General features: G+C 51.8%; 21 protein-coding genes. 2 read left to right on the plus strand and 19 right to left on the minus strand.

All coding sequences use genetic code 11. The annotated features are described in order from the left end of the window. Positions 1-8: 8 nt before the first annotated feature. From JYE49_RS00820 to JYE49_RS00875, 12 genes are all read right to left on the minus strand, one after another. Positions 9-902, minus strand: a complete 894-nt coding sequence (locus JYE49_RS00820; RefSeq protein ID WP_093956641.1) for a 2-oxo acid dehydrogenase subunit E2 — start codon at positions 900-902, stop codon at positions 9-11. Positions 903-1118: 216 nt separating this feature from the next. Beyond that, positions 1119-2288 (minus strand): pyridoxal phosphate-dependent aminotransferase, encoded by a 1170-nt coding sequence (locus JYE49_RS00825; RefSeq protein WP_093956640.1) that lies wholly within the window; start codon positions 2286-2288, stop codon positions 1119-1121. Between the two features lie 18 nt (positions 2289-2306). Then, positions 2307-3647, minus strand: a complete 1341-nt coding sequence (locus tag JYE49_RS00830; protein WP_093956639.1) for a phenylacetate--CoA ligase family protein — start codon at positions 3645-3647, stop codon at positions 2307-2309. After that, positions 3644-4555, minus strand: a complete 912-nt coding sequence (locus tag JYE49_RS00835) for a thiamine pyrophosphate-dependent enzyme (RefSeq protein ID WP_093956638.1) — start codon at positions 4553-4555, stop codon at positions 3644-3646. Before JYE49_RS00835 ends, JYE49_RS00830 begins: the two co-directional genes overlap by 4 nt. Then, positions 4552-5718 (minus strand): transketolase C-terminal domain-containing protein, encoded by a 1167-nt coding sequence (locus tag JYE49_RS00840; RefSeq protein WP_093956637.1) that lies wholly within the window; start codon positions 5716-5718, stop codon positions 4552-4554. Before JYE49_RS00840 ends, JYE49_RS00835 begins: the two co-directional genes overlap by 4 nt. Next, positions 5718-6008, minus strand: coding sequence for a 4Fe-4S binding protein (locus tag JYE49_RS00845; RefSeq protein WP_093956636.1), 291 nt, complete (start codon positions 6006-6008; stop codon positions 5718-5720). The genes JYE49_RS00840 and JYE49_RS00845 overlap by 1 nt, the downstream gene beginning before the upstream one ends. Further along, positions 6005-6529: a 2-oxoacid:acceptor oxidoreductase family protein gene (locus JYE49_RS00850; protein ID WP_093956635.1), complete on the minus strand. Its 525-nt coding sequence runs from the start codon at positions 6527-6529 to the stop codon at positions 6005-6007. Before JYE49_RS00850 ends, JYE49_RS00845 begins: the two co-directional genes overlap by 4 nt. An 11-nt stretch (positions 6530-6540) precedes the next feature. After that, positions 6541-7461, minus strand: coding sequence for an ABC transporter permease (locus JYE49_RS00855; protein WP_093956634.1), 921 nt, complete (start codon positions 7459-7461; stop codon positions 6541-6543). Next, on the minus strand, positions 7461-8273 hold the full coding sequence (locus JYE49_RS00860; RefSeq protein WP_093956633.1) for an ABC transporter ATP-binding protein: 813 nt from the start codon (positions 8271-8273) through the stop codon (positions 7461-7463). The genes JYE49_RS00855 and JYE49_RS00860 overlap by 1 nt, the downstream gene beginning before the upstream one ends. A 90-nt stretch (positions 8274-8363) precedes the next feature. Beyond that, on the minus strand, positions 8364-9419 hold the full coding sequence (locus tag JYE49_RS00865; protein ID WP_179217263.1) for an ABC transporter substrate-binding protein: 1056 nt from the start codon (positions 9417-9419) through the stop codon (positions 8364-8366). A gap of 51 nt (positions 9420-9470) precedes the next feature. Next, positions 9471-9788, minus strand: coding sequence for a hypothetical protein (locus tag JYE49_RS00870; protein ID WP_093956631.1), 318 nt, complete (start codon positions 9786-9788; stop codon positions 9471-9473). A gap of 306 nt (positions 9789-10094) precedes the next feature. Next, on the minus strand, positions 10095-11027 hold the full coding sequence (locus tag JYE49_RS00875) for a LysR family transcriptional regulator (protein WP_093956630.1): 933 nt from the start codon (positions 11025-11027) through the stop codon (positions 10095-10097). An 85-nt stretch (positions 11028-11112) separates the two neighbouring features. Between JYE49_RS00875 and JYE49_RS00880 the strand changes: the two genes are divergently transcribed. Beyond that, positions 11113-11550, plus strand: a complete 438-nt coding sequence (locus JYE49_RS00880) for an RrF2 family transcriptional regulator (RefSeq protein ID WP_093956629.1) — start codon at positions 11113-11115, stop codon at positions 11548-11550. 53 nt (positions 11551-11603) lie between these two features. Here JYE49_RS00880 and JYE49_RS00885 read toward each other — a convergent pair whose 3' ends face one another. The 7 genes from JYE49_RS00885 to JYE49_RS00915 form a co-directional block, all read right to left on the minus strand. Then, entirely contained in the window at positions 11604-12515 is a 912-nt protein-coding gene (locus JYE49_RS00885; RefSeq protein WP_093956628.1) for a PLP-dependent cysteine synthase family protein, read from the minus strand. 4 nt (positions 12516-12519) lie between these two features. Next, a complete protein-coding gene (locus tag JYE49_RS00890; RefSeq protein ID WP_304583294.1) occupies positions 12520-13677 on the minus strand; it encodes a trans-sulfuration enzyme family protein in 1158 nt (385 codons plus the stop codon). Between the two features lie 27 nt (positions 13678-13704). Continuing rightward, positions 13705-14160 carry an S-ribosylhomocysteine lyase gene (locus tag JYE49_RS00895; protein WP_093956626.1) on the minus strand — a complete coding sequence of 152 codons (456 nt, stop codon included), beginning with the start codon at positions 14158-14160 and terminating at the stop codon, positions 13705-13707. A 48-nt stretch (positions 14161-14208) separates the two neighbouring features. Beyond that, on the minus strand, positions 14209-15144 hold the full coding sequence (locus tag JYE49_RS00900) for a class I SAM-dependent methyltransferase (RefSeq protein ID WP_093956625.1): 936 nt from the start codon (positions 15142-15144) through the stop codon (positions 14209-14211). 261 nt (positions 15145-15405) lie between these two features. Continuing rightward, positions 15406-16335, minus strand: a complete 930-nt coding sequence (gene cysK / locus JYE49_RS00905; RefSeq protein ID WP_093956624.1) for a cysteine synthase A — start codon at positions 16333-16335, stop codon at positions 15406-15408. Positions 16336-16610: 275 nt separating this feature from the next. Next, positions 16611-17501 (minus strand): AraC family transcriptional regulator, encoded by an 891-nt coding sequence (locus tag JYE49_RS00910; RefSeq protein ID WP_093956623.1) that lies wholly within the window; start codon positions 17499-17501, stop codon positions 16611-16613. A gap of 95 nt (positions 17502-17596) precedes the next feature. Further along, positions 17597-18109: a GNAT family N-acetyltransferase gene (locus JYE49_RS00915; RefSeq protein ID WP_179217262.1), complete on the minus strand. Its 513-nt coding sequence runs from the start codon at positions 18107-18109 to the stop codon at positions 17597-17599. A 215-nt stretch (positions 18110-18324) separates the two neighbouring features. On the opposite strand from JYE49_RS00915, the gene JYE49_RS00920 reads away from it, so the two are divergent. After that, entirely contained in the window at positions 18325-19311 is a 987-nt protein-coding gene (locus JYE49_RS00920) for an ABC transporter substrate-binding protein (RefSeq protein WP_093956621.1), read from the plus strand. The last annotated feature ends 50 nt before the right edge of the window (positions 19312-19361 follow it).

A 19361-nucleotide genomic window follows, 5' to 3' on the forward strand; every position in this document is an offset into this window, starting at 1 on the left:
TCAATGTCTCATTTCTGTTCTGAAATCTTCGGCACGTGATATTCCACACCCTGTTCGAAACGGACTTCCTCCGGCGGAGTTTCCAGTTCTTCCGGATTGTCCAGCAGGCGGATCACTTCGGAGAAGAAGGCAGCGTAATGTGCACCGGAGCAGACCCGCTCATCCGCGGTGATACCCAGCGGCAGCCAGCGGCGCATCCTGGTCTTTCCATCCGGTTCGACAAAGGCTTCCTTCTGGACGCTGCCCATGCCGATGAACAGGCTCACGTCACCGAAATTATAAATGTGATGCAGGGGGTGATGCAAGCCGATAGAACCATTATTGGTGATAAACATACCGCTGTAGAAGGGCAGTTCCCGAATCAGCACGGGCGGAGCGATTCCGTATTTGTCCAGCAGTTTCACAAGGCCGACAACCGTTGTGGCCAGGCCGGGAATGGACAGGAGCGCACTGGCCAGCCTGATGACGAAATCGCCTTCTTCCGTGGTGCGGCTCTGTTCCACAGCGGCATTCATCCGGTCACGGACGTCAAAGATGGTGTCTGTCAGGTCAAAGAGGATGCGCACAGTGGTCTCGTTGCTGTTATGATCCTGGGGATTTAACAGCACGGTGTAGGACACGGAACAGTTATTCCGGATATAATACTGTTTATTGAAAATAAAACGGTTGACTTCCGGATTCTTGCTGATTGCCCGGACATAGGCAGCCACCAGGATCTGCATGAAGGTGATCTTCTGCCCCTCACGGGCTTTTTCCACAATGTACCGGCTCAGTTTTTCAAAGTCGGCCTTGTGCTCCAGAAACACCTGCGCGTCACAGCGCATCGGCATCAGGTAAGGGGTCATCTGCACAATAGGGTCCTGTTTCTTCAGGCGTCTTCCATCCGGTCTGCGTCCAAACATAAATGATACCTCCCAATCAATTGTGCATGCTCCCAAAGGCGGGATTCATGCATTCAATATTTTACCAGCATTGATAACACGAATTTTACCATGTGAAGCCCCGCTTCTCAATAATACGCATTGTTTTCTTTAGGTGAAAAGGTTTTCATCATCTATACTGCCAGTATCCCTAAAGACATGACAGAAAAAGCACGCTGCAGGCAGCGTGCTTTTGTGTTATCCCCTTACGGGAATCTTCTTTCGCAGATCTTCCAGCCGGTTCAACGCATCATACAGCGTTTCATCGCGCTTTGCAAAATGCAGGCGGATCAGGTGATTTACTGGTTCACGGAAGAAACTGGATCCGGGAACGGCGCCGACACCAACATCTCTTGCCAGCACTTCACAGAATTCCAGATCACTTTCAAAGCCGAATTCGGAGATGTCCAGCAGGATGTAATAGGCACCCTGCGGAACGGTATGCGCTATCCGCAGATCATCCAGTCCCTTGAGGAACAGATTTCGTTTAGCTGTATACTTTGCGGCCAGATCGGCATAGTATTCGTCCCCGAAACGCAGGCCGGTCACAGCCGCTTCCTGCAGCGGTGCCGCCGCACCGACAGTCAGGAAGTCATGGACTTTCCTGGCTACGTCGATGATTTCCGTCGGGGCAATGATATATCCCAGACGCCATCCGGTAATCGAATAGGTCTTGGAAAGGGAGGAACAGGATATTGTCCGTTCCCACATGCCCGGCAGGGAGGCAAAATAGATATGCCTGTTGGGAGCATAAACGATATGCTCATACACTTCGTCCGTAATGACAAAGGTATCGTATTTTGCCGCCAGGTCCGCTATCAGTTTCAGTTCCTCATAGGTAAATACCTTGCCGCAGGGATTGGATGGATTGCAGAGGATCAGGGCCTTCGGCTTCTGGCGGAAGGCAGCTTCCAATTCATCTGCTTTGAAGCCAAATTCCGGAGGGTATAATGGCACATAGATCGGCTCGGCACCGGAGAGGATTGCGTCTGCACCGTAATTTTCATAAAACGGAGAGAAGACGATTACTTTATCTCCCGGATTGGCTACGGTCATCATAGCTGCCATCATAGCCTCTGTGCTGCCGCAGGTGACAACAATTTCACTATTCGGATCGATCTTCCTGCCCATCAGCCTTGACTGCTTTTCCGCCAGCGCTTCCCGGAAATTCTGGGCTCCCCACGTGATGGAATACTGATGGAAATCCTCACGGGAAACTTCCGCCAGACGATCCAGGATTTCTTTGGGCGGTTCAAAATCCGGAAAACCCTGGGACAGGTTCACAGCACCGTATTTCAGGGATACCCGCGTCATACGGCGGATGACTGAATCTGTAAAGGTTTCCGTTCTTTTTGACAGCTGCGGCATAATGGTTATTCCTCCTGATCAGATATCATAGCTCAGATTGCGTTCGTCAATGATACGCTTGGATTTGTGCTCGCTGCGTGTGTTCAGGCCGCCGTCCGGATGGACAACAACCTGGGCAGGCTTCACACCGATACGAGCCTTCAGTGCGGCGGATACTTCAGCCGCGACAGCGTCGTCAGACGCGGGGTTGTCGGAGTTCTTTTCAATTTCCACGGAATATTTGCAGGTGAAATCTTTCTCAAACACACGGATCAGGTATTCACCGGTGATACCGTGCAGGTCGCGGATCACTGCTTCAATATCGCTCGGGAATACGTTCACAGCAGAAACGATGAACATGTCATCCTTGCGGCCATTGATATGGATCCGCCCATGGGTTCTGCCGCAGGAGCAGGGAGTGGTATCGATCCAGCCGATATCGCCGGTGCGGAAACGAATCAGGGGACGGGCGTGCTTGCGCAGCGTGGTGAAAACAAGTTCGCCAACCTGACCGGGTTCCAGTACTTCACCGGTATGGATATCAACCGTCTCCACAAGGATGTGGTTCTCGGCAATGTGTAGGCCGTTCTTGGCTTCGCACATTGCCGCGCAGGCACCGAAGATGTCAGAAAGGCCATAGAAGTCATAAACCTCAGCGCCCCAGAGTTCCTCAATGGCGTGACGTGTTGCCTCAATGGAACCGCCCAGTTCGCCAGCAACAATGATCTTCTTGATGTTCAGATCCTTCTTGGGATCAATGCCGCTCTTAAGTGCTTTTTCACCCAGCTGCCAGGCATAGGAAGGGCTGGTCCAGATGACGGTTGGCTGATAAGTTTTCAGCACGTAGAGCAGGCGTTCGCTGGGCAGCGTACCGCCCCAGATGCACAGTGCGCCGAGGTTCTGGGCACCGATGACGTCCGGGCCGCCGACATACAGGGAGAAATTCAGCGCGTGGACATAACGGTCGCTCGGACGCATACCCACCTGCCAGAACCAGCGGCTTTCCGTTTCCTGGAATTCATCGAAGTCCTTTTTCGTGAAGGGACTCATGGTCGGAACACCGGTAGAACCGGAAGAAGTGGAGATAAAGACGACATCCTCTTCTGGCACGGCACACAGTTCACCGAGGAAAGAGCCGACGCCCTGCGTATCGCGCTGGGTCCGTTTGTCGATGAAGGGGAACTTCTGAATGTCCTTTAAGGTTTTGATGTCGGAGGGCTTCACTCCTGCTGCATCAAAGGATCTTTTGTAATAGGGAGCATGATCATAGGCGAACTGCACGATCTCCTTCAGATCCTCCAGCTGCTTCTTTTCAAGCTCCTCACGGGGCATGGTTTCCAGTTCCTTATCCCAATACTTGTTATTTACATCTCTGCTCATGGTCTTTTTTCCTCCTGTATGTTTTTATAGGTTTTTCTGATTGATTCCCACTTCAGGTCCCTTGACTGACGGATCAGTTCAATATCCTCTTCCGTCAGGTGCCTGAATCGTGCCTGCCTTTTCAGATAATCCGCGGGATCGGACAACTGTTTCGGCTGATGTGTCAGGGTAAATTCGCCGTTCTCATACTCGGCCAGGTACCACAGGCCGCAGTCCACAACCTGACGGGCAACTTCCACGGTTTCATCCGTCGCAATTCCCCATCCGGTAGGACACGGAGCAATAATGTGGATATATTTTGTTCCGTGGATCTTTGAGGCTTTCTCCACCTTCGCGATAAAGTCGTTCAGGTATCCGATGCTTGCTGTTGCCGCGTATGGTATTCCGTGTGCCGCAACGATTTCAAACATATTTTTTTTCGGACGGAGATTGCCGCGGATGTTCTTTCCAGCCGGCGTAGTGGTTGTCCGGGCTCCGAAAGGAGTAAGCGAACTTTTCTGGATGCCGGTGTTCATGTAGGCTTCGTTGTCGTAGCAGATGTACAGGATATCGTCATTCCTGTCGATTGCTCCGGACAGTGCCTGGATACCGATATCGGCCGTTCCACCGTCGCCTGCGAATCCGACCGCGTGATATCCGGTTTCTCCTTTTGCCCGGAGACCCGCTTCAATACCGGTCAGCATGGACGCTGTACCGGCGAAGGTGGAAATGATAGCGTTATTTCCGAAACACAGCTGCGGGAAGTTGAACCCTACAGCCGACATACATCCGGCAGGTAAAACAGCGATGGATCGTTCACCCAGAACCTTAAGCGCTATACGAACCGCTAAACTTCCGCCGCAGCCGGCACAGGCTTTGTGTCCATAGAAGAATTCCTCTTCATTCAATGTTCTTACGTTCAGACTCAACCTGTTTCACCTCCGGTTCCGACAAAATACAGCCCCTGCTGTCCATTTGACAGATCCTCAAAGATCTGCCGGATATCCGCTGCGGAAATATTCTTTCCGCCAAGGCCGCCCACGTAATTGGCTGTGGGAATGGCGATTCCTGCTTTGTGCAGCGCAGAAACGACGTTGGTATAAACCGTACCTTCATTTCCGAAAGAAATATCTTTTTCAAGCACTGCCAGTGCTTTTGCATTTTTCACGGCAGCGGCTATTTCCTGATTCGGGAAGGGACGGAGATACCGGAGCCGCAGCAAGCCAACTTTCTGACCGGCATTTCTCAGTGCATCAACAGTTTCCTTTACCAGGCCTGAAATGCTGCCGAGAGTCACCAGTACATAATCCGCATCCTCTGTCCGATAGTTTTCCGTCAGGCCTGTATACTGCCTGCCGAAGATTTTCGCGAAACGGTCTTCTGCCTCGGTAACAGCATCCCGCACCTTCAGCAGCCCGGCATGCTCCTTCATCTTGAACTGGGTGTTATAGTCAGGGCCTGCCGAGAATCCCAGATTACGGGGATGCTCCAGATCCAGACGGTTCTCTGTCTCAAAGGGCGGCAGGAATTCATCCGCCTGTTCCTTTGCGGGGACATCCACAACTTCATAGGTGTGTGTCAGGACAAAGCCATCAAGATTGGCCATATACGGTGTGGAGATTTCCTTTTTCTCTGCTATGTAATAGCCAAGCAGAGCCAGGTCCAGTGCTTCCTGCGCATTTTCCGCATATGCCTGAATCCATCCGCTGTCCAGGAGTGAGATTGAATCCCGCTGGTCTCCGTAGATATTCCACGGAAGGGCTGTGGACCGGTTGGCATTCATCATCAGAATCGGGAAACGACCGCCGGACGCATATGTCAGGCATTCCGCCATGTACAGCAGTCCCTGTGAGGAAGTGGCTGTAAACGCCCTTGCTCCCACGGCGGAGGCGCCCATTGCACAGGAAAGAGCTGAATGCTCGGATTCCACATGAATGAATTCCGACTTCAGGCTTCCGTCCTCCACCATTTCCGAAAGCTTCTCCACGACAATTGTCTGCGGTGTGATGGGGTAGGCGGAAATGACCTGGGGTCTGGCAAGCCGGACACCTTCCGCAAAGGCTTCGTTACCGGACAGAAACTTTTTTGCCATTATTTTTCCGCCTCCATCCTGATTGCACCCGGCCGGCACTCTTTCAGGCAGATGCCGCAGCCTTTGCAGAAATCATAGTCGATGGCTACCTTGCCGTTTTTCCTGAAGATTACGCCGTCAGGACAGTGAAGATAGCACTGCAGGCAGCCTACACATTTGGCGGTGTCGATGACCGGACGCACGCTTCTCCATCCGGCATTTTTTGACACCAGGTAACCGGCTTCGTAAGACGTCGTATCGGGTATTTCTGAAAACGTCTGCGGGACGTGATCCCTCAGATACGGCTTCATCCGGCCACCTCCTTTATTGCTGCCTTGACCGCGGCAATATTCCGGGCCTGCAGTTTTTCCGGCATATTCTCCCGGATGGCCTGCTCTACCGCACCGGAACCGACGATTCCCGAAACCGCGGCGAAAGCGCCGAGCATAATGGTATTGGTAATCGGCATATGGAGGATATCCTGTGCGATCGCGGTTCCGTCCAAGGTAATCACCCGCGCATCATCCACTTTTCTCCGGGTGTTCAGGATGATTTTTCCCTGATCCTTCAATTCTTCAAACGCCGCATCCGTGAACAGCGTATCATCCAGGTAGATGCTGTAATCCGCCTTCACAACCTGACTCCGGTCCCCGACAGGGGTATCACTGAGTTTGGTGAAGGCCCGGATCGGAGCACCCCGCCGTTCAGGACCGAAGGAGGGAAACGCCAGCGCGTAAAAGCCGTCGCTTTCCGCTACGTAGGCCGCGCCCAGCAGCCTGGCAGCAGTGAAAGCACCCTGGCCTCCTCTTCCGTGCCATAATATCTCTGTCATATGTCCTCCACTTATTTCTTCCACCGAAGCAGGTACTGCTGCAGCTTATTGAAAAGGAATGAAATTGCGACAACCACCACACCGATAACGATGATACCGAGGATGGTTCTTGTGTAATCACCGAAGTCCGAGTAATTCTTCACGTAGTAGCCAAGACCGTCCCGCGCACCGATCATCTCAGCCGAAGTGAGCAGGATGAAGGATACTGTGAGTCCCTGATTGCAGCCGATAAAAATCTGCGGGAGAGAGGCAGGAAGAATTACGGAGAACAGCATTGTGAACGGATTCACATTCAGCACCCGGGCTGAATCGATGATCTTCTGCTCCACATTCAGTACACCACTCATAGTACTGGCCAGCACCGGCCAGAAGGTGGCAAGGAAGATAACCATGACCGATACGGAACGGAATGTCGGCAGGAGAGCAATGCCGTAGGGGATATACACAATCGGGGGAATCGCGCTGAGGAACTTGGAAATATAAGTTGCGGCGTTTCCCACACGCGCTTTCCAGCCGAGGAGCAATCCCAGCGGAATGGAGAAAAGCGCAGCGAGCAGATATCCCTGCAGGATGATGGAAAGCGAACTCTGTATGTTCACCATGATCTTCGGGAAGTCAGTGATAAACTGGGCGAAGACCCGACCGGGCGGCGGGAAAAGCGTTTCTTTCAGCCACATCAGCTTTGCGGAAGCCAGCGTCCATAAAATCAGGAATACATACACAAACCCGACGATATCCAGAAACAGTGCCAGGCCTTCCGGCTTTTTGATCAGTGCGGAGACAACGAGCGCCAGGATTTCAAGCCCTATTGCAAACCACAATACATTGAGGCATTCAGCCGGTTTGACGGTTCTGTCCGGCAGGAACTGCACGGCAGCCAGGATCAGAAACAGAAGATTTGTGGCCCTGAGGAATCGATTTCTGAAGGTCATTACAGAACCACCTCATCTCCGCCGATCTTGTCCCCGATATCACCGTAGAAGAGGGAAAGCAGCCTGTTACGGAAGGCACTGTATTCCGGCGTCTGTACCAGTTCGGCACGGTTCCGGGGACGGGAGAAGGGGACGATGATCTCCTTATATACACGACCCGGGCTTGCGGACATCATTACAATCCGGTCTGACAGCAGAATGGCCTCATCAATGTCATGGGTGACAAACAAAACAGTTTTTTTCGCGGTTTTTCCATCGCCTTCCCACAGTTTCAGCAGAAGCTCCTGCAGGATCGTACGGTTCTTCGCATCAATTGCACCGAAGGGTTCGTCCATCAGCAGGATATCGGTATCCATGGCCAGGGCACGGGCAATGGCCACGCGCTGCTGCATACCGCCTGATAACTGGGATGGGTACTTGCCTTTGAATGCATCCAGACCGACCCGGTCCAGAAACTCATCCGCCACCCTGAACCGCTCCGCCTTTGACAGCTTCGGCCTGGCTTGCTTAACGCCGAAGGCCACATTCTTTCTCGCTGTCATCCAGGGAAAAAGGGAATAGTTCTGGAAAACCACACCGCGGTCGTTTCCTGTGCCTTTGATCGGCTCCCCGTCGATCAGGATGGAACCTTCTGAAGGATGCTTGATTCCTTCCAGAATGCTGAGCAGCGTACTCTTTCCGCAGCCGCTGGATCCGATCACACTGACGAATTCGCCGTTTTCCACAGAAAAGGTCACGTCATTCAGTGCCGTGAAATGATGATTCTTTTCTGTGTAGTCCACCGACAAATGGTTGATCTCGATCTTACTCATATGTTTCACCTCACAGTTCCTCGTCCGCGGACGTGTGTTTCAGAAAAACGGGACGGAAGAGCGTTTCTTCCGTCCTGTTTGATGAACGGATTACTCGTACTGGTCAAAGTGCTCCTTCAGAGACTGGTAAACAGGATCATCAGGGGACTCAGCCAGGAGGCTGGCGAGCGCCTTGTCATAGACCGCAGTGTTGTAGAGGGGGTCTATATCGTAATCCTGAATGTAACCCAGTTCGACGATGGAAGCCTTTAAAGCGACCGTTCCCTGCTTGTCCGGATCGGGAACGGAAGTACCGTATCCGCCGTAAACCTCGGTCCTGATATAGTCTTCGTCAATATCAATGTACTGTTTGATGTCCCGGATGGATTCGTCCTGATGCTCCTGGGAGAACTTGTAGGCTTTGATCAGGGCACGCTCAAACGCATTGTACGCATTGGGATATTCCGTAAGCGCGGCGCTCGGCGCGACCTGACGGCAGCAGGGCTGATTCTTCAGCGCCTCCTCCTCAGAGCAGCGGTAGACAATTTCGTATCCCAGTCCCTTTGCCAGTGAGGCATAGGGGGAATAGACGGACGCCGCGTCGATGGAACCGTTCTGCAGGGCATTGAATGCGTCCTTCTGGCTGTCGAAGTAGATGATGTGAACCTGGCCTTCGGCTTCGCCGATTTCAATACCCGCGTTTCTCAGGAGGATCTGCAGTTCAGCGTCCTGTACACTGTTCTTGACAGAGGCCACATTCCTGTCCTTCAGGATGGAAACATCCCATTCAGTCAGGCCTTCGGTGTATTCCGGCTTGATCACATATCCGTGACCGTTGGTCATTGCCCCACCGAAGATGGTGAGATCCTGACCCTGACTCTGGAAAGAGAGGATCGGAACGGAACCGATAAACGCCACATCCAGTTTGCCGGAGATCAGGCCGGTCGCAAGTTCAGACGCGCTGGAGAACTGGGTCAGGGTTACGTTCAGGCCTTCTTCCTCGAAGTAACCTTCTTCCCTGGCGATGAATCCGAGCAGATGAGCTGTGGAATTCAGATAGCCAAGTCCGAAGTCGGCTTTTTCAACAGCGGGGGTTTCCGCACCGGCAGGAACAGCCAGTGAAAGCACCAGCGCAAGAAGCGCTGCGATTGCAATAATCTTTTTCATGTTAATCATCCTTTCAATCTGTTATCAGTCTGACCGATTTACGATCGTTTTTCAGTTTCCGCAACAATCGGGAATATTATCCGGAAGCGTTACTTCAGTGGATTCCTGCTTGCAGCAATCTGGAGTGTTTTCCTCTCCTGTTTCCTGCTTGCAGCAGTCTTTTTCTTCCTGCTTTTCCTGTTTGCAGCAGTCTTTCTCTTCCTGGGATTCCTGCCTGCAGCAGTCAGGAGTGGATTCCTCCGCGGTCTCCTGCTGACAGCATTCTTTTACTTCCTGGCCGTCATGTCCGAGGCTGCTTTCCACAGGTTTGCCGTTTCCTGCAAGAAAGAGGAAGATGAAACTGAGAATTAAACTAAGATACTGGATCAAACGCTTGTCCTCCCGACTGTAAAATGAGTATAAAAAATGGAAGTCTTATTCATACTTCCAGCGTTCCGCTTCTCTGATACCGCAGATGACCCGTCACATTCGGGACATACAACATCGGCCGATCCGGGAACCGCTGAGCCGCATCGTACAGATACACATCTCCATTCGCGTAAAAGTCTGCTTCGTCGTCATGTCCCGTAACCTCCCTTCAAAAGTATGACCGTATTGTACATGGTGTTTTTGCGTTTGTCTAATATCATATCGGAATAATAGGTAATAAGTTTTGGCTATATCTTTTATCAGCCCCTATTCGAAAACCGTTCTTTGCTCCAGATAGCTGCGAAGCTTATCAATATACAGTTTCCCCATCCGGCTCTGGATCATGTTTTCCTTAACAATATAACCGATCTCCATTTTGCTGCCAGCCGGGTCTCCCCCGGCTTCAAAGGGGATGGCAATATGATCTGAACCGTTCAATTCTTCGCAGATGATTCCTGAACAGAGCGTATAGCCGTTTAATCCCACCATGAGATTCAGCATTGTAGCCCGATCATTTGCCTTGATGGTCCTGGGGTATTCATTTGTACTCAGGATTTCCTCGGCATAGTAGAAAGAACCATTGGTACCCTGTTCAAAGGACAGGCACGGATAATCCGCAAGATCTTCAAAACGGATGGATTTCCGGCCCGCAAGAGGATGCCCTTTCCACAGGTAGACATAAGCGCTGCAGTCGATCAAATGATGAAACTCCAGACTGTTGGCCCGAAGGATTTTGCCTATAGCCTTGCGATTGAAATCGCTCAGATAGAGAATGCCGATTTCACTTCTTCCGGAAGCGACGTTATCGATGACCTCGCCAGTTTTGGTTTCCCGGATTGCGAACTCATATTCCTCTGTGTCATATTCCTTCACCATTTCCACAAAACTTTTAACCGCAAAGGAATAGTGCTGTGAGGAGATGCCGAACTTCTTTTTCAGCTTTCCGTCCTTGCCGTATTTTTCCAGCAACCGTTCATACTGAAGCGCCACCTGTTTCGCGTAATGGACAAACTCCACGCCGTCATTGGTCAGCGAAACGCCTCGTCCACCGCGGTTGAAGATGGTGATGCCCAGCTCTTTTTCCAGCTCACGGACTGAATTGGTCAGCGTGGGTTGGGAAAGGTACAGCATATCCGCGGCTTTGTTGTAAGAACCGGCTTCTGTGATGGCGATCACATATTTCAATTGCTGTATTGTCATCTGTTTCTCCTTGCTTTTACTTCTTCTATTGAATTCCTACAAAATCCATGGTAATATGGGGTTATAAGATTGTGAGGTAATGACGATGAAGATTTCAACAAAAGGCCGTTATGCGCTTCGGTTTCTGCTTGACCTTGCAGAGCATCAACAGGCAGGTTATATTTCGCTGAATGAGATTGCCAAGCGCCAGGATATCTCCAAGAAGTACCTGGAGCAGATTATTCCGATCTTTAACAAGACCGATGTTCTCAGGGCCAACCGAGGCTCTCAGGGCGGCTATATGCTGGCGAAGTCTCCCGATAAATATACTGTCGGAGATATCCTGCGCTGCACCGAAGGCTCCCTGGCTCCTGTGGACTGTGCGGAACAGGATCCCGTTGAATGCGAACGCAGTGCAGAGTGTGTGATGCTTCCGGTCTGGCAGGGCCTTTCCAGGGTGATTAATGAGTATCTGGACAGCATCACGCTGCAGGACATTCTGGATCAGCAGCGTGAACGGTATGCGAACGACTATGTTATCTGATCTGTAGATTGAAGAGAAAAACGGCGCGTCTGAATTATCAGGCGCGCCTGATTTCATTCGTACAGGTTTTTGCTGAAATAACGGTCACCCCGGTCAGGCAGGATAACCACGATATTGCCGCGTGCACCTGAATCAATGAGCTTCTTTGCCGCGCTCAGCGCCGCACCGGAAGAGGATCCGCCGAAGATCCCTTCTTTTTTCGCCAGCTCCCGGGCTCCGGTAAAGGCATCGTTATCATCAACTTTGATGACCTTATCCACCAGTGACATGTCCATTGTATCGGCGACGAAGTCATTGCCGATCCCTTCGATGTTGTAATCGGCATGCTCACCGCCGCCCATGGTGGAACCTACCGGATCGGCCAGGACACCTTTGATTGCGGGATTCTGCTCTTTCAGATACCGTACGACGCCGGAATATGTGCCGCCGCTGCCGGCACCGGCAACCAGGTAATCAATCTTTCCATCCAGGTCACGCCAGATTTCCGGGCCGGTTGTTTCATAATGCGCTTTCGGATTGGCCATGTTTTTGAACTGCCGCAGGGTTACGGCGCCGGGAATGGATGCACGCAGCTCCTCTGCTTTAGCTTCTGCACCGAGCATACCTTCTTCCCGGGGCGTGTTGATGATATCCGCTCCCAGCGCACGCATGAGCGTTTGTTTTTCCACGGAGAATTTTGTCGGTACTACAAAGATGACCCGGTATCCCCGGTTCAGTGCGGCAAAAGCGATTCCGAGACCGGTGTTGCCTGCGGTGCCTTCCACAATGGTTCCGCCAGGCTTCAGCAGGCCTTTTTGTTCCGCATCCTCGATCATGGACCTGCCGATCCGGTCCTTTACACTGCCGCCCGGATTATACAGCTCCAGCTTTGCAAACAGATTGACGCCTTCCGGCAGATTCAGGTGGGAAAGCTTTACGATCGGCGTATTTCCGATGAGATCCTGGGTTGACTCATAATAGCTCATTTTATTATTCCTCGCTTTCCGCAATGGCCTGTTCAAGATCTGCGAGCAGATCCTCAATGTCTTCAATACCGATTGACAGGCGGATCAGTCCGTCTGTGATGCCGACTTTATCCCGTACGTCCTTCGGAATGGAAGCGTGGGTCATGCTGGCGGGATGGCAGACAAGGCTTTCCACACCACCAAGGCTTTCAGCCAGAGCAATCAGCTTCAGGGCCTTGAAGAACCTGCGGATGTTGTGACGTTCGTCCAGTTCAAAGGAGATCATTGCACCGCCGTTTTTAGCCTGCCGTTTGTTGATCTCGTAACCCTGCGCGTCGGGCAGTCCCGGGTAATATACTTTTTTGACTGCTTTGTGATTTTTCAGGAAGGCAGCTGCCTTTTCCGCATTCTCCACGTGGCGGTCCAGCCGGACGCCCAGCGTCTTGATGCCGCGGATGAGCAGGAAGGAATCGAAGGGCCCGAGTACACCACCTGTGGCATTCTGGATAAACGCCAGCCGCTCGGCAAGGACAGTATCATTTACCACCACCAGACCGGCTACGAGATCACTGTGTCCGCCGAGGTACTTTGTAGCGCTGTGAATCACAATATCCACACCCAGCTCAATAGGACGCTGGAGATAGGGCGTCATGAAGGTGTTGTCCACGATAGACAGGATACCGTTATTTTTGGCGATCTTTGCAACGGCAGCCAGGTCGGTGATGGTCAGGAGCGGATTCGCCGGGCTTTCCACAAGAATCGCTTTTACATCCGGTGTGATGCTTCTTTCCAGCAGCGCCAGGTCTGAGGTATCGACAATCTCATAACTGAGATCAAAGTTTTTAAATACTTTGTCCAGCACACGGAAGGTTCCGCCGTAAACGTTGGATGAAATAATGACTTTATCGCCGGTTTTGAACAGCGTCAGGACGGCGGTGATTGCCGCCATGCCGGAGCCGAAGGCGAAACCTGCTGTACCGCCTTCCAGTTCCGCGATCAGCGCTTCCAGCGCTGCACGGGTAGGATTGCCTGTGCGGGAATATTCCCAGCCGGTGTTTTCACCCAGACCATGCTGTTCATAGGTGGACGTCTGATAAATAGGAGTGTTGACTGCACCCGTTACTTTGTCTCCATAAATACCGCCGTGGATCAGCGCGGTGCCTGTTTTTTTGTAATTAGCCATAATCTGTTCCTCCTTGCATCGTATGATTCAGTACGCGAGTTTTTCTGTATTCCAGTTTTCCAGGACCGTAAGCATATCTGACGCTGTCCGTCGGGCTCCGGCGAGATCGTGTTCCTGCCAGTTTCCGCATTCCTGGCGTTTGGCGCCGGGGATTTCACCCTCAAATGCTGAGATAAAGCTGAATGACTGCCTGACGAGATCGATGGCTTCTCCGCCGCTGACCGTATCCCGAAGCAACAGGTAAAAACCTGTGCGGCAGCCCATGGGACCGACATAAACCACGCTGTCCCGGTATATGCTGTTCCGCGCGTAAGTGGCAAACAAATGTTCAAAGGTGTGCAGTTCTGCATAACCGAGATAATCGCCGCCATTGGGTTTTTTCATCCGGATGTCGTAGGTGACCACGTCGCCGTCCACACGGGATATATACATTCCTTTTTCCAGCCGGTCATGATCGACCGAGAAACTGGCGATCCTGTCCATGATTGTCTCTCCTTTGTGTAATCGTTCTTTTTCACCGATGAGGGAGTGTCAGATATACAGATAGTAGCTGTCGTTGAAGCGGTCTCCCTTTTTTGCCAGGATAAAGTGGATATTTTCGTAAGCCTGCTGGCCGTCGGTCCGGCCGTCGAAGAACCGCTTCTGGATCTTTTCTGGCGAGTTGTGCTCATCCAGCAGGAAACCGTGCCGCTCCAGTGCTTCCGAAACCTCCGACAGCGCGTATCCGTGCTGCATTTCCTCACCGAGGGAACTGGTGATTTCCGACAGGCGGTGTACGCGTTCCGCCGTATCCGGCGTGAAGGTGGTGTCATCCGGAAAATCAAAAACCAGCTTGCTCCCAAAGGAAGAGATGGCACCGATGCGCTCCAGGGTTTCCTCAAAGACCGGCAATGTCAGATAATAGGTGACTCCTAATATCGCAAAGAAAGACGGTGCGGCCGGGTTGTATCCTGCTTTCTTCAGCTCCACTGCCATATCATCCTTTGCAAAATCCACGGCGACATAGTGTACATTGGCCGGGATATTCCACTCCAGCGCCCGGATCTTTTCCAGCTTGTAACGCTGGGTATCGGGATGGTCGATTTCAAAGACCTGGATGTTGGGATTATCATTCCGGAACGCGAAGGTATCCATACCGGCTCCGCAGATTACGTACTGGCATTCTCCACGCTGCCAGGTGAACCGGGTCAGTTCCCGTTCCGCAAAGGCAGCCCGGGAGAGCGGAATAGGAGAAATGTACCGGTTCAGCTTGTCGCGGATTCTTTTTCCGCTGAAGTTATAAGCCAGGTCAAACAGGCTTTTGTCATATTCATGTTCGATCAGCTGTCCGATCTCATCGTATTCTTCCTTGCCCATAAGGTCGTAGGCAAGATAATCATCAAAGATTTTGTTCTTCTCGTGATTGGAATGGTAAGCGCGGGCAAAGGAACAAAGCTTTGCCGTTACGCTTTCCATGTCATCGATCATAAAATCACCTCTTCTTTCAGTCTGAGCATAAAGAAATCCCGCCGTGTTCTGCCTCCGCCGGAGAGCGGATCGGGAACAGGCGGGATTCGGATGTTCAAAGCCGGTGTCTATCTGCCGCCTGTGCCTTCGTGACAACACAGACAGCAACGCATGCCCGCGGAGGCAGCAGAACTGACGGGACGGTGAATAACCGTTCCGGAAAGAGAATTCAGCCTGTTCAGGGGGCGTGCAGTAAACTTCATGATTTCATTCCTCTTCTGATTAATCGGAGAACATGGGGGTGGACAGATAACGTTCACCGGTATCCGGGAGCAGGGCGACGATGATTTTGCCTTTGTTCTCGGGTCGTTTTGCCAACTCAGTTGCAGCCCAGACTGCGGCGCCGGAAGAAATACCAACCAGGAGGCCTTCTTTCCGTGCCAGGGTTCTGCCGGTATCAAACGCGTCCTCATTATCGACCGCGATGATTTCGTCATAGATTCCGGTATCCAGGGTATCCGGTACAAAGCCTGCACCGATGCCCTGAATCTTGTGCGGTCCGGATGTTCCCTGGGAAAGCACCGGAGAACCGGCCGGTTCAACAGCGACGACTTTCACATTGGGGTTCTGTTCCTTCAGGTACTGTCCGACGCCGGAAACCGTACCGCCCGTACCTACGCCTGCAACGAAGATATCTACCTTACCGTCTGTATCTTCCCAGATTTCCGGACCGGTAGTGGCACGGTGGGCTTTCGGGTTGGCGATGTTGGTAAACTGGCTGGGAATGAAGCTGTGGGGTGTTTCGGCGGCGAGCTCATGAGCCTTTTCAATTGCGCCTTTCATGCCTTTCGCACCTTCGGTCAGTACGAGCTCGGCACCATACGCCTTCAGCAGGTTGCGGCGTTCAATACTCATGGTTTCAGGCATGGTCAGGATAATCCGGTAGCCACGGGCAGCCGCAACAGCCGCCAGGCCGATGCCGGTGTTGCCACTGGTGGGCTCAATGATCACGGAGTCGGGCTTCAGAATGCCCTTGTCTTCCGCGTCGTCGATCATTGCCTTCGCAATCCGGTCTTTCACGCTTCCGGCGGGATTGAAATATTCCAGCTTGCCGTAGATTGTCGCTCCAAGTGAGTTCAGCCGGTTATAGTTTGTGAGCTTTAAAAGCGGGGTTCCCCCGATCAGGTCAGTGATTCTGTCATAAGTCTTCATGATCTGTCATACTCCTCTCGGTCTGTATATTGTCAGTGCTTCATACGATCTGCTTAGCAGGTCAACATCGTTTGCTGAGGAGGGGGAACCGCATAATACTTCATCTCCAAATTACAGATAACCTATCTGTTTTATAGGAAATGTTATAGCACGCTTTTATTTCCCTGTCAACACCGGAAATCAGATTCTTTTATCATGTACAAGGAAAATGCAGAAGATGACCTGAAGAAAGAAAAAACAGGACGCCGAAGCGTCCTGTACAAGGACAAACAATATTACTTCTTTTTTACCGGGATCCACAGCTCGCAGAAGATGCCGGGTCTGCCTTTTTCAAAATAGATTTCATAATCTGTTTCTTCGGAGGCTTCATAGCCCATCTGGGGCAGGAATTCCTTGTAGAATTTGGACCAGGTCTCGGTGATGCAGTCTCCGTCTTCACCGACACAGTCAAAGACCACATAGGTTCCCGGTTTCACATCCCAGACGCTGTAGCCGGCCTTTTCCATTTCCGCAAGGTCAAACGCGGCAGTGTCCCCGTCGAGCAGGACGCCGATTCCGTATTCAAAGGTGTCCTTGCCTTCCTTTGTCGGGGAGCAAAGGCCGTACAGGTCCCGTTTGCCATCCGGACGCAGGCCGCACATCGGGCCGATCAGGTTCTTCTGATTGCATTCTTCCCAGAAATCAGCAACATCGTGGTTGTCGTCATCATTGATGATCTCAATCGGGAAGCTCCGAACCATGGCAATAAACTTCTGCTGCTCTGTCTGTACGATTCTGTAGTCCATACTTTTACCGCCTTCCACTGTCAATTTGATTGTGAGAGGGTTGAAAAGTACGAGCTTCGCGGATTTCTGCCTGGCAAAACTGGGCGCGATTCCATGAAACCTCGCAAAAGCTTTGGTGAAGCTTTCCGGTGTTTCATATCCGTATTTCAGCGCAATGTCTGTAATGGAAGCATCGGTTTCCACGATTTCCCGTCCGGCGAGAGACAGCCTGCGGTTACGGATATAGGCGTTGGCAGTGATTCCCGTCAGGAAGCTGAAAGCCCTATGAAACTCATAACACGAAGTGTGCACATGCTTCGCTACGTCTTCATAGTTGATTTCTTCCAGCAGATGCTCTTCCATGTAGGTGATTGCCCGCTGCATTGCCGCGATCCACTCCATACGTTTCCCTCCTGTCGAGACATACTATACAGACAATCCGATAAGCTGACATTTCCCGGTTTGCGAAGATTTGTCAGGTCGTTTTCTGCAGAGATTCAGGCCCTTTTCCAGATGCTCCGGAACACTTCCCGCTGTTCTCCCTGGTAATCGCTGACACCCTCAAACACCGGTTCGAATCCGCACTTTTTCAGGACGTGCTTTGAGGCAATATTGTCGCTGAGGCAGATCCCCTGCACTTGATCTATTCCCATGGATCCGGTGATGACAGGCAGGAAGGCGTTGACAGCTTCCGTGGCATAGCCGTTTCCGGTATACTGCTTCGCAATATGATAGCCGATTTCCCAGATTCCGTTTCCGATGGGAGCCATCTGAACATATCCGATGTTCTCGCCGCCGGCTTTTGTCAGGACAGGGTATACCAGGGGGCCGTCAGGCCGGCTATACTGGCCCATAAGAAACTCAATGGTTTCCCGGGCTTCGTCTACTGTTTCAAACACTTCGTCCGGAACGAATCTCCGGTTATCTTCATCAAGGGAGTTTTCATGGACAGCCTGTGCCATATCCGGGGTAAACTCGGTGATAATCAGTCTTTCTGTTTCAATTCGCATAATCATGCCGCCTTGTCCATATAATTATCCATTCTCTATGATTTTAACACAGATCACTGAATCCTGAAAGAAAGGGCGGGGTTGCTGCATGAAAGGAGATGGCAAAAAATGTAAATCATTCAGCTGAATGTGATTAGATTGTCCATTGACAAAAAGAAGCCATATTTGCATAATATGGTTATAAAATTGCCAAAATTGAAAGGGAGGACTCTCACATGAAGAAACTCGTCGCTCTACTGCTTGCCCTGACCGTGCTTGCTATGGCTTCCATGGCGATGGCAGAAGGAAAGGTTATGCTCTACTCTTCCATGCAGGAAGCGCAGCTGCAGGCCATTGAACAGGCATTTGAAGCCAAATATCCCGATGTGGATATGGAATACTACTATGCCGGCGGCGGTAAGCTGGTTACCAAGATGACCACTGAAGCCCAGGATAACGGCCAGATTGCCAGCGACCTCGTGTGGCTGGGCGACCCGTCCGACTATGAAGCCTTCAAGGCCAATGGCTGGCTGCAGCCCTACGTATCTCCTGAAACAGATCACATTGCCAAGGAATATATGGATCCCGACGGATACTACACCGCCGGCCGTCTGGTGACCATGGGCGTGGCCTGGAATATCGGCCTGGTGGATGAAGCGGATGCTCCCCAGACCTGGAATGATTTCCTGGATCCCAAGTGGCAGGGCCAGATTATCATGACCGACCCGTCCCAGGCTTCCACCACCAAGTACTGGATGGCTGCCATGATGCAGAATCCCAAGTACGGTGAAGATTACTTTAAAGCCCTGAAGGCCAACGGTGTGGAACTGGAGAGCGGCACCACCGCCACCCATAACCGCGTGGCTGACGCTTCCTATGAAGTAGGTATCTGCCTTGACTACGTGTCCGCGAACCTGATCGCTGAAGGTTCTCCCATGGCGTTCCACTACACCACCGAGGACGTAATCACCATGACCAGCCCCATTGCCATGATCAAGGGCTGCGCCAATGAAGACAATGCCAAACTGCTGATGGACTTCATTCTTTCCAAGGAAGGACAGGAAGTACTGGTAGCCAACAACCTGGTTTCCGTCCGTGACGATGTGGAGATGCAGGTGGATACTTCCGCCATCGCCGCGATCAACATGGAAGTTGATTACAATGACCTGGGCGCGAACCTGCAGACCTACCTGGACAATTTCAATAAGATCTTCGATAAGTAATCCTTCTGTTTCCTCTGGGCATGCGCGTCCGTACACGGGGGAGCATGCCC

The organism is Aristaeella hokkaidonensis (assembly GCF_018128945.1).
In the GTDB taxonomy this organism is placed as follows: Bacteria; Bacillota; Clostridia; order Christensenellales; family Aristaeellaceae; genus Aristaeella; species Aristaeella hokkaidonensis.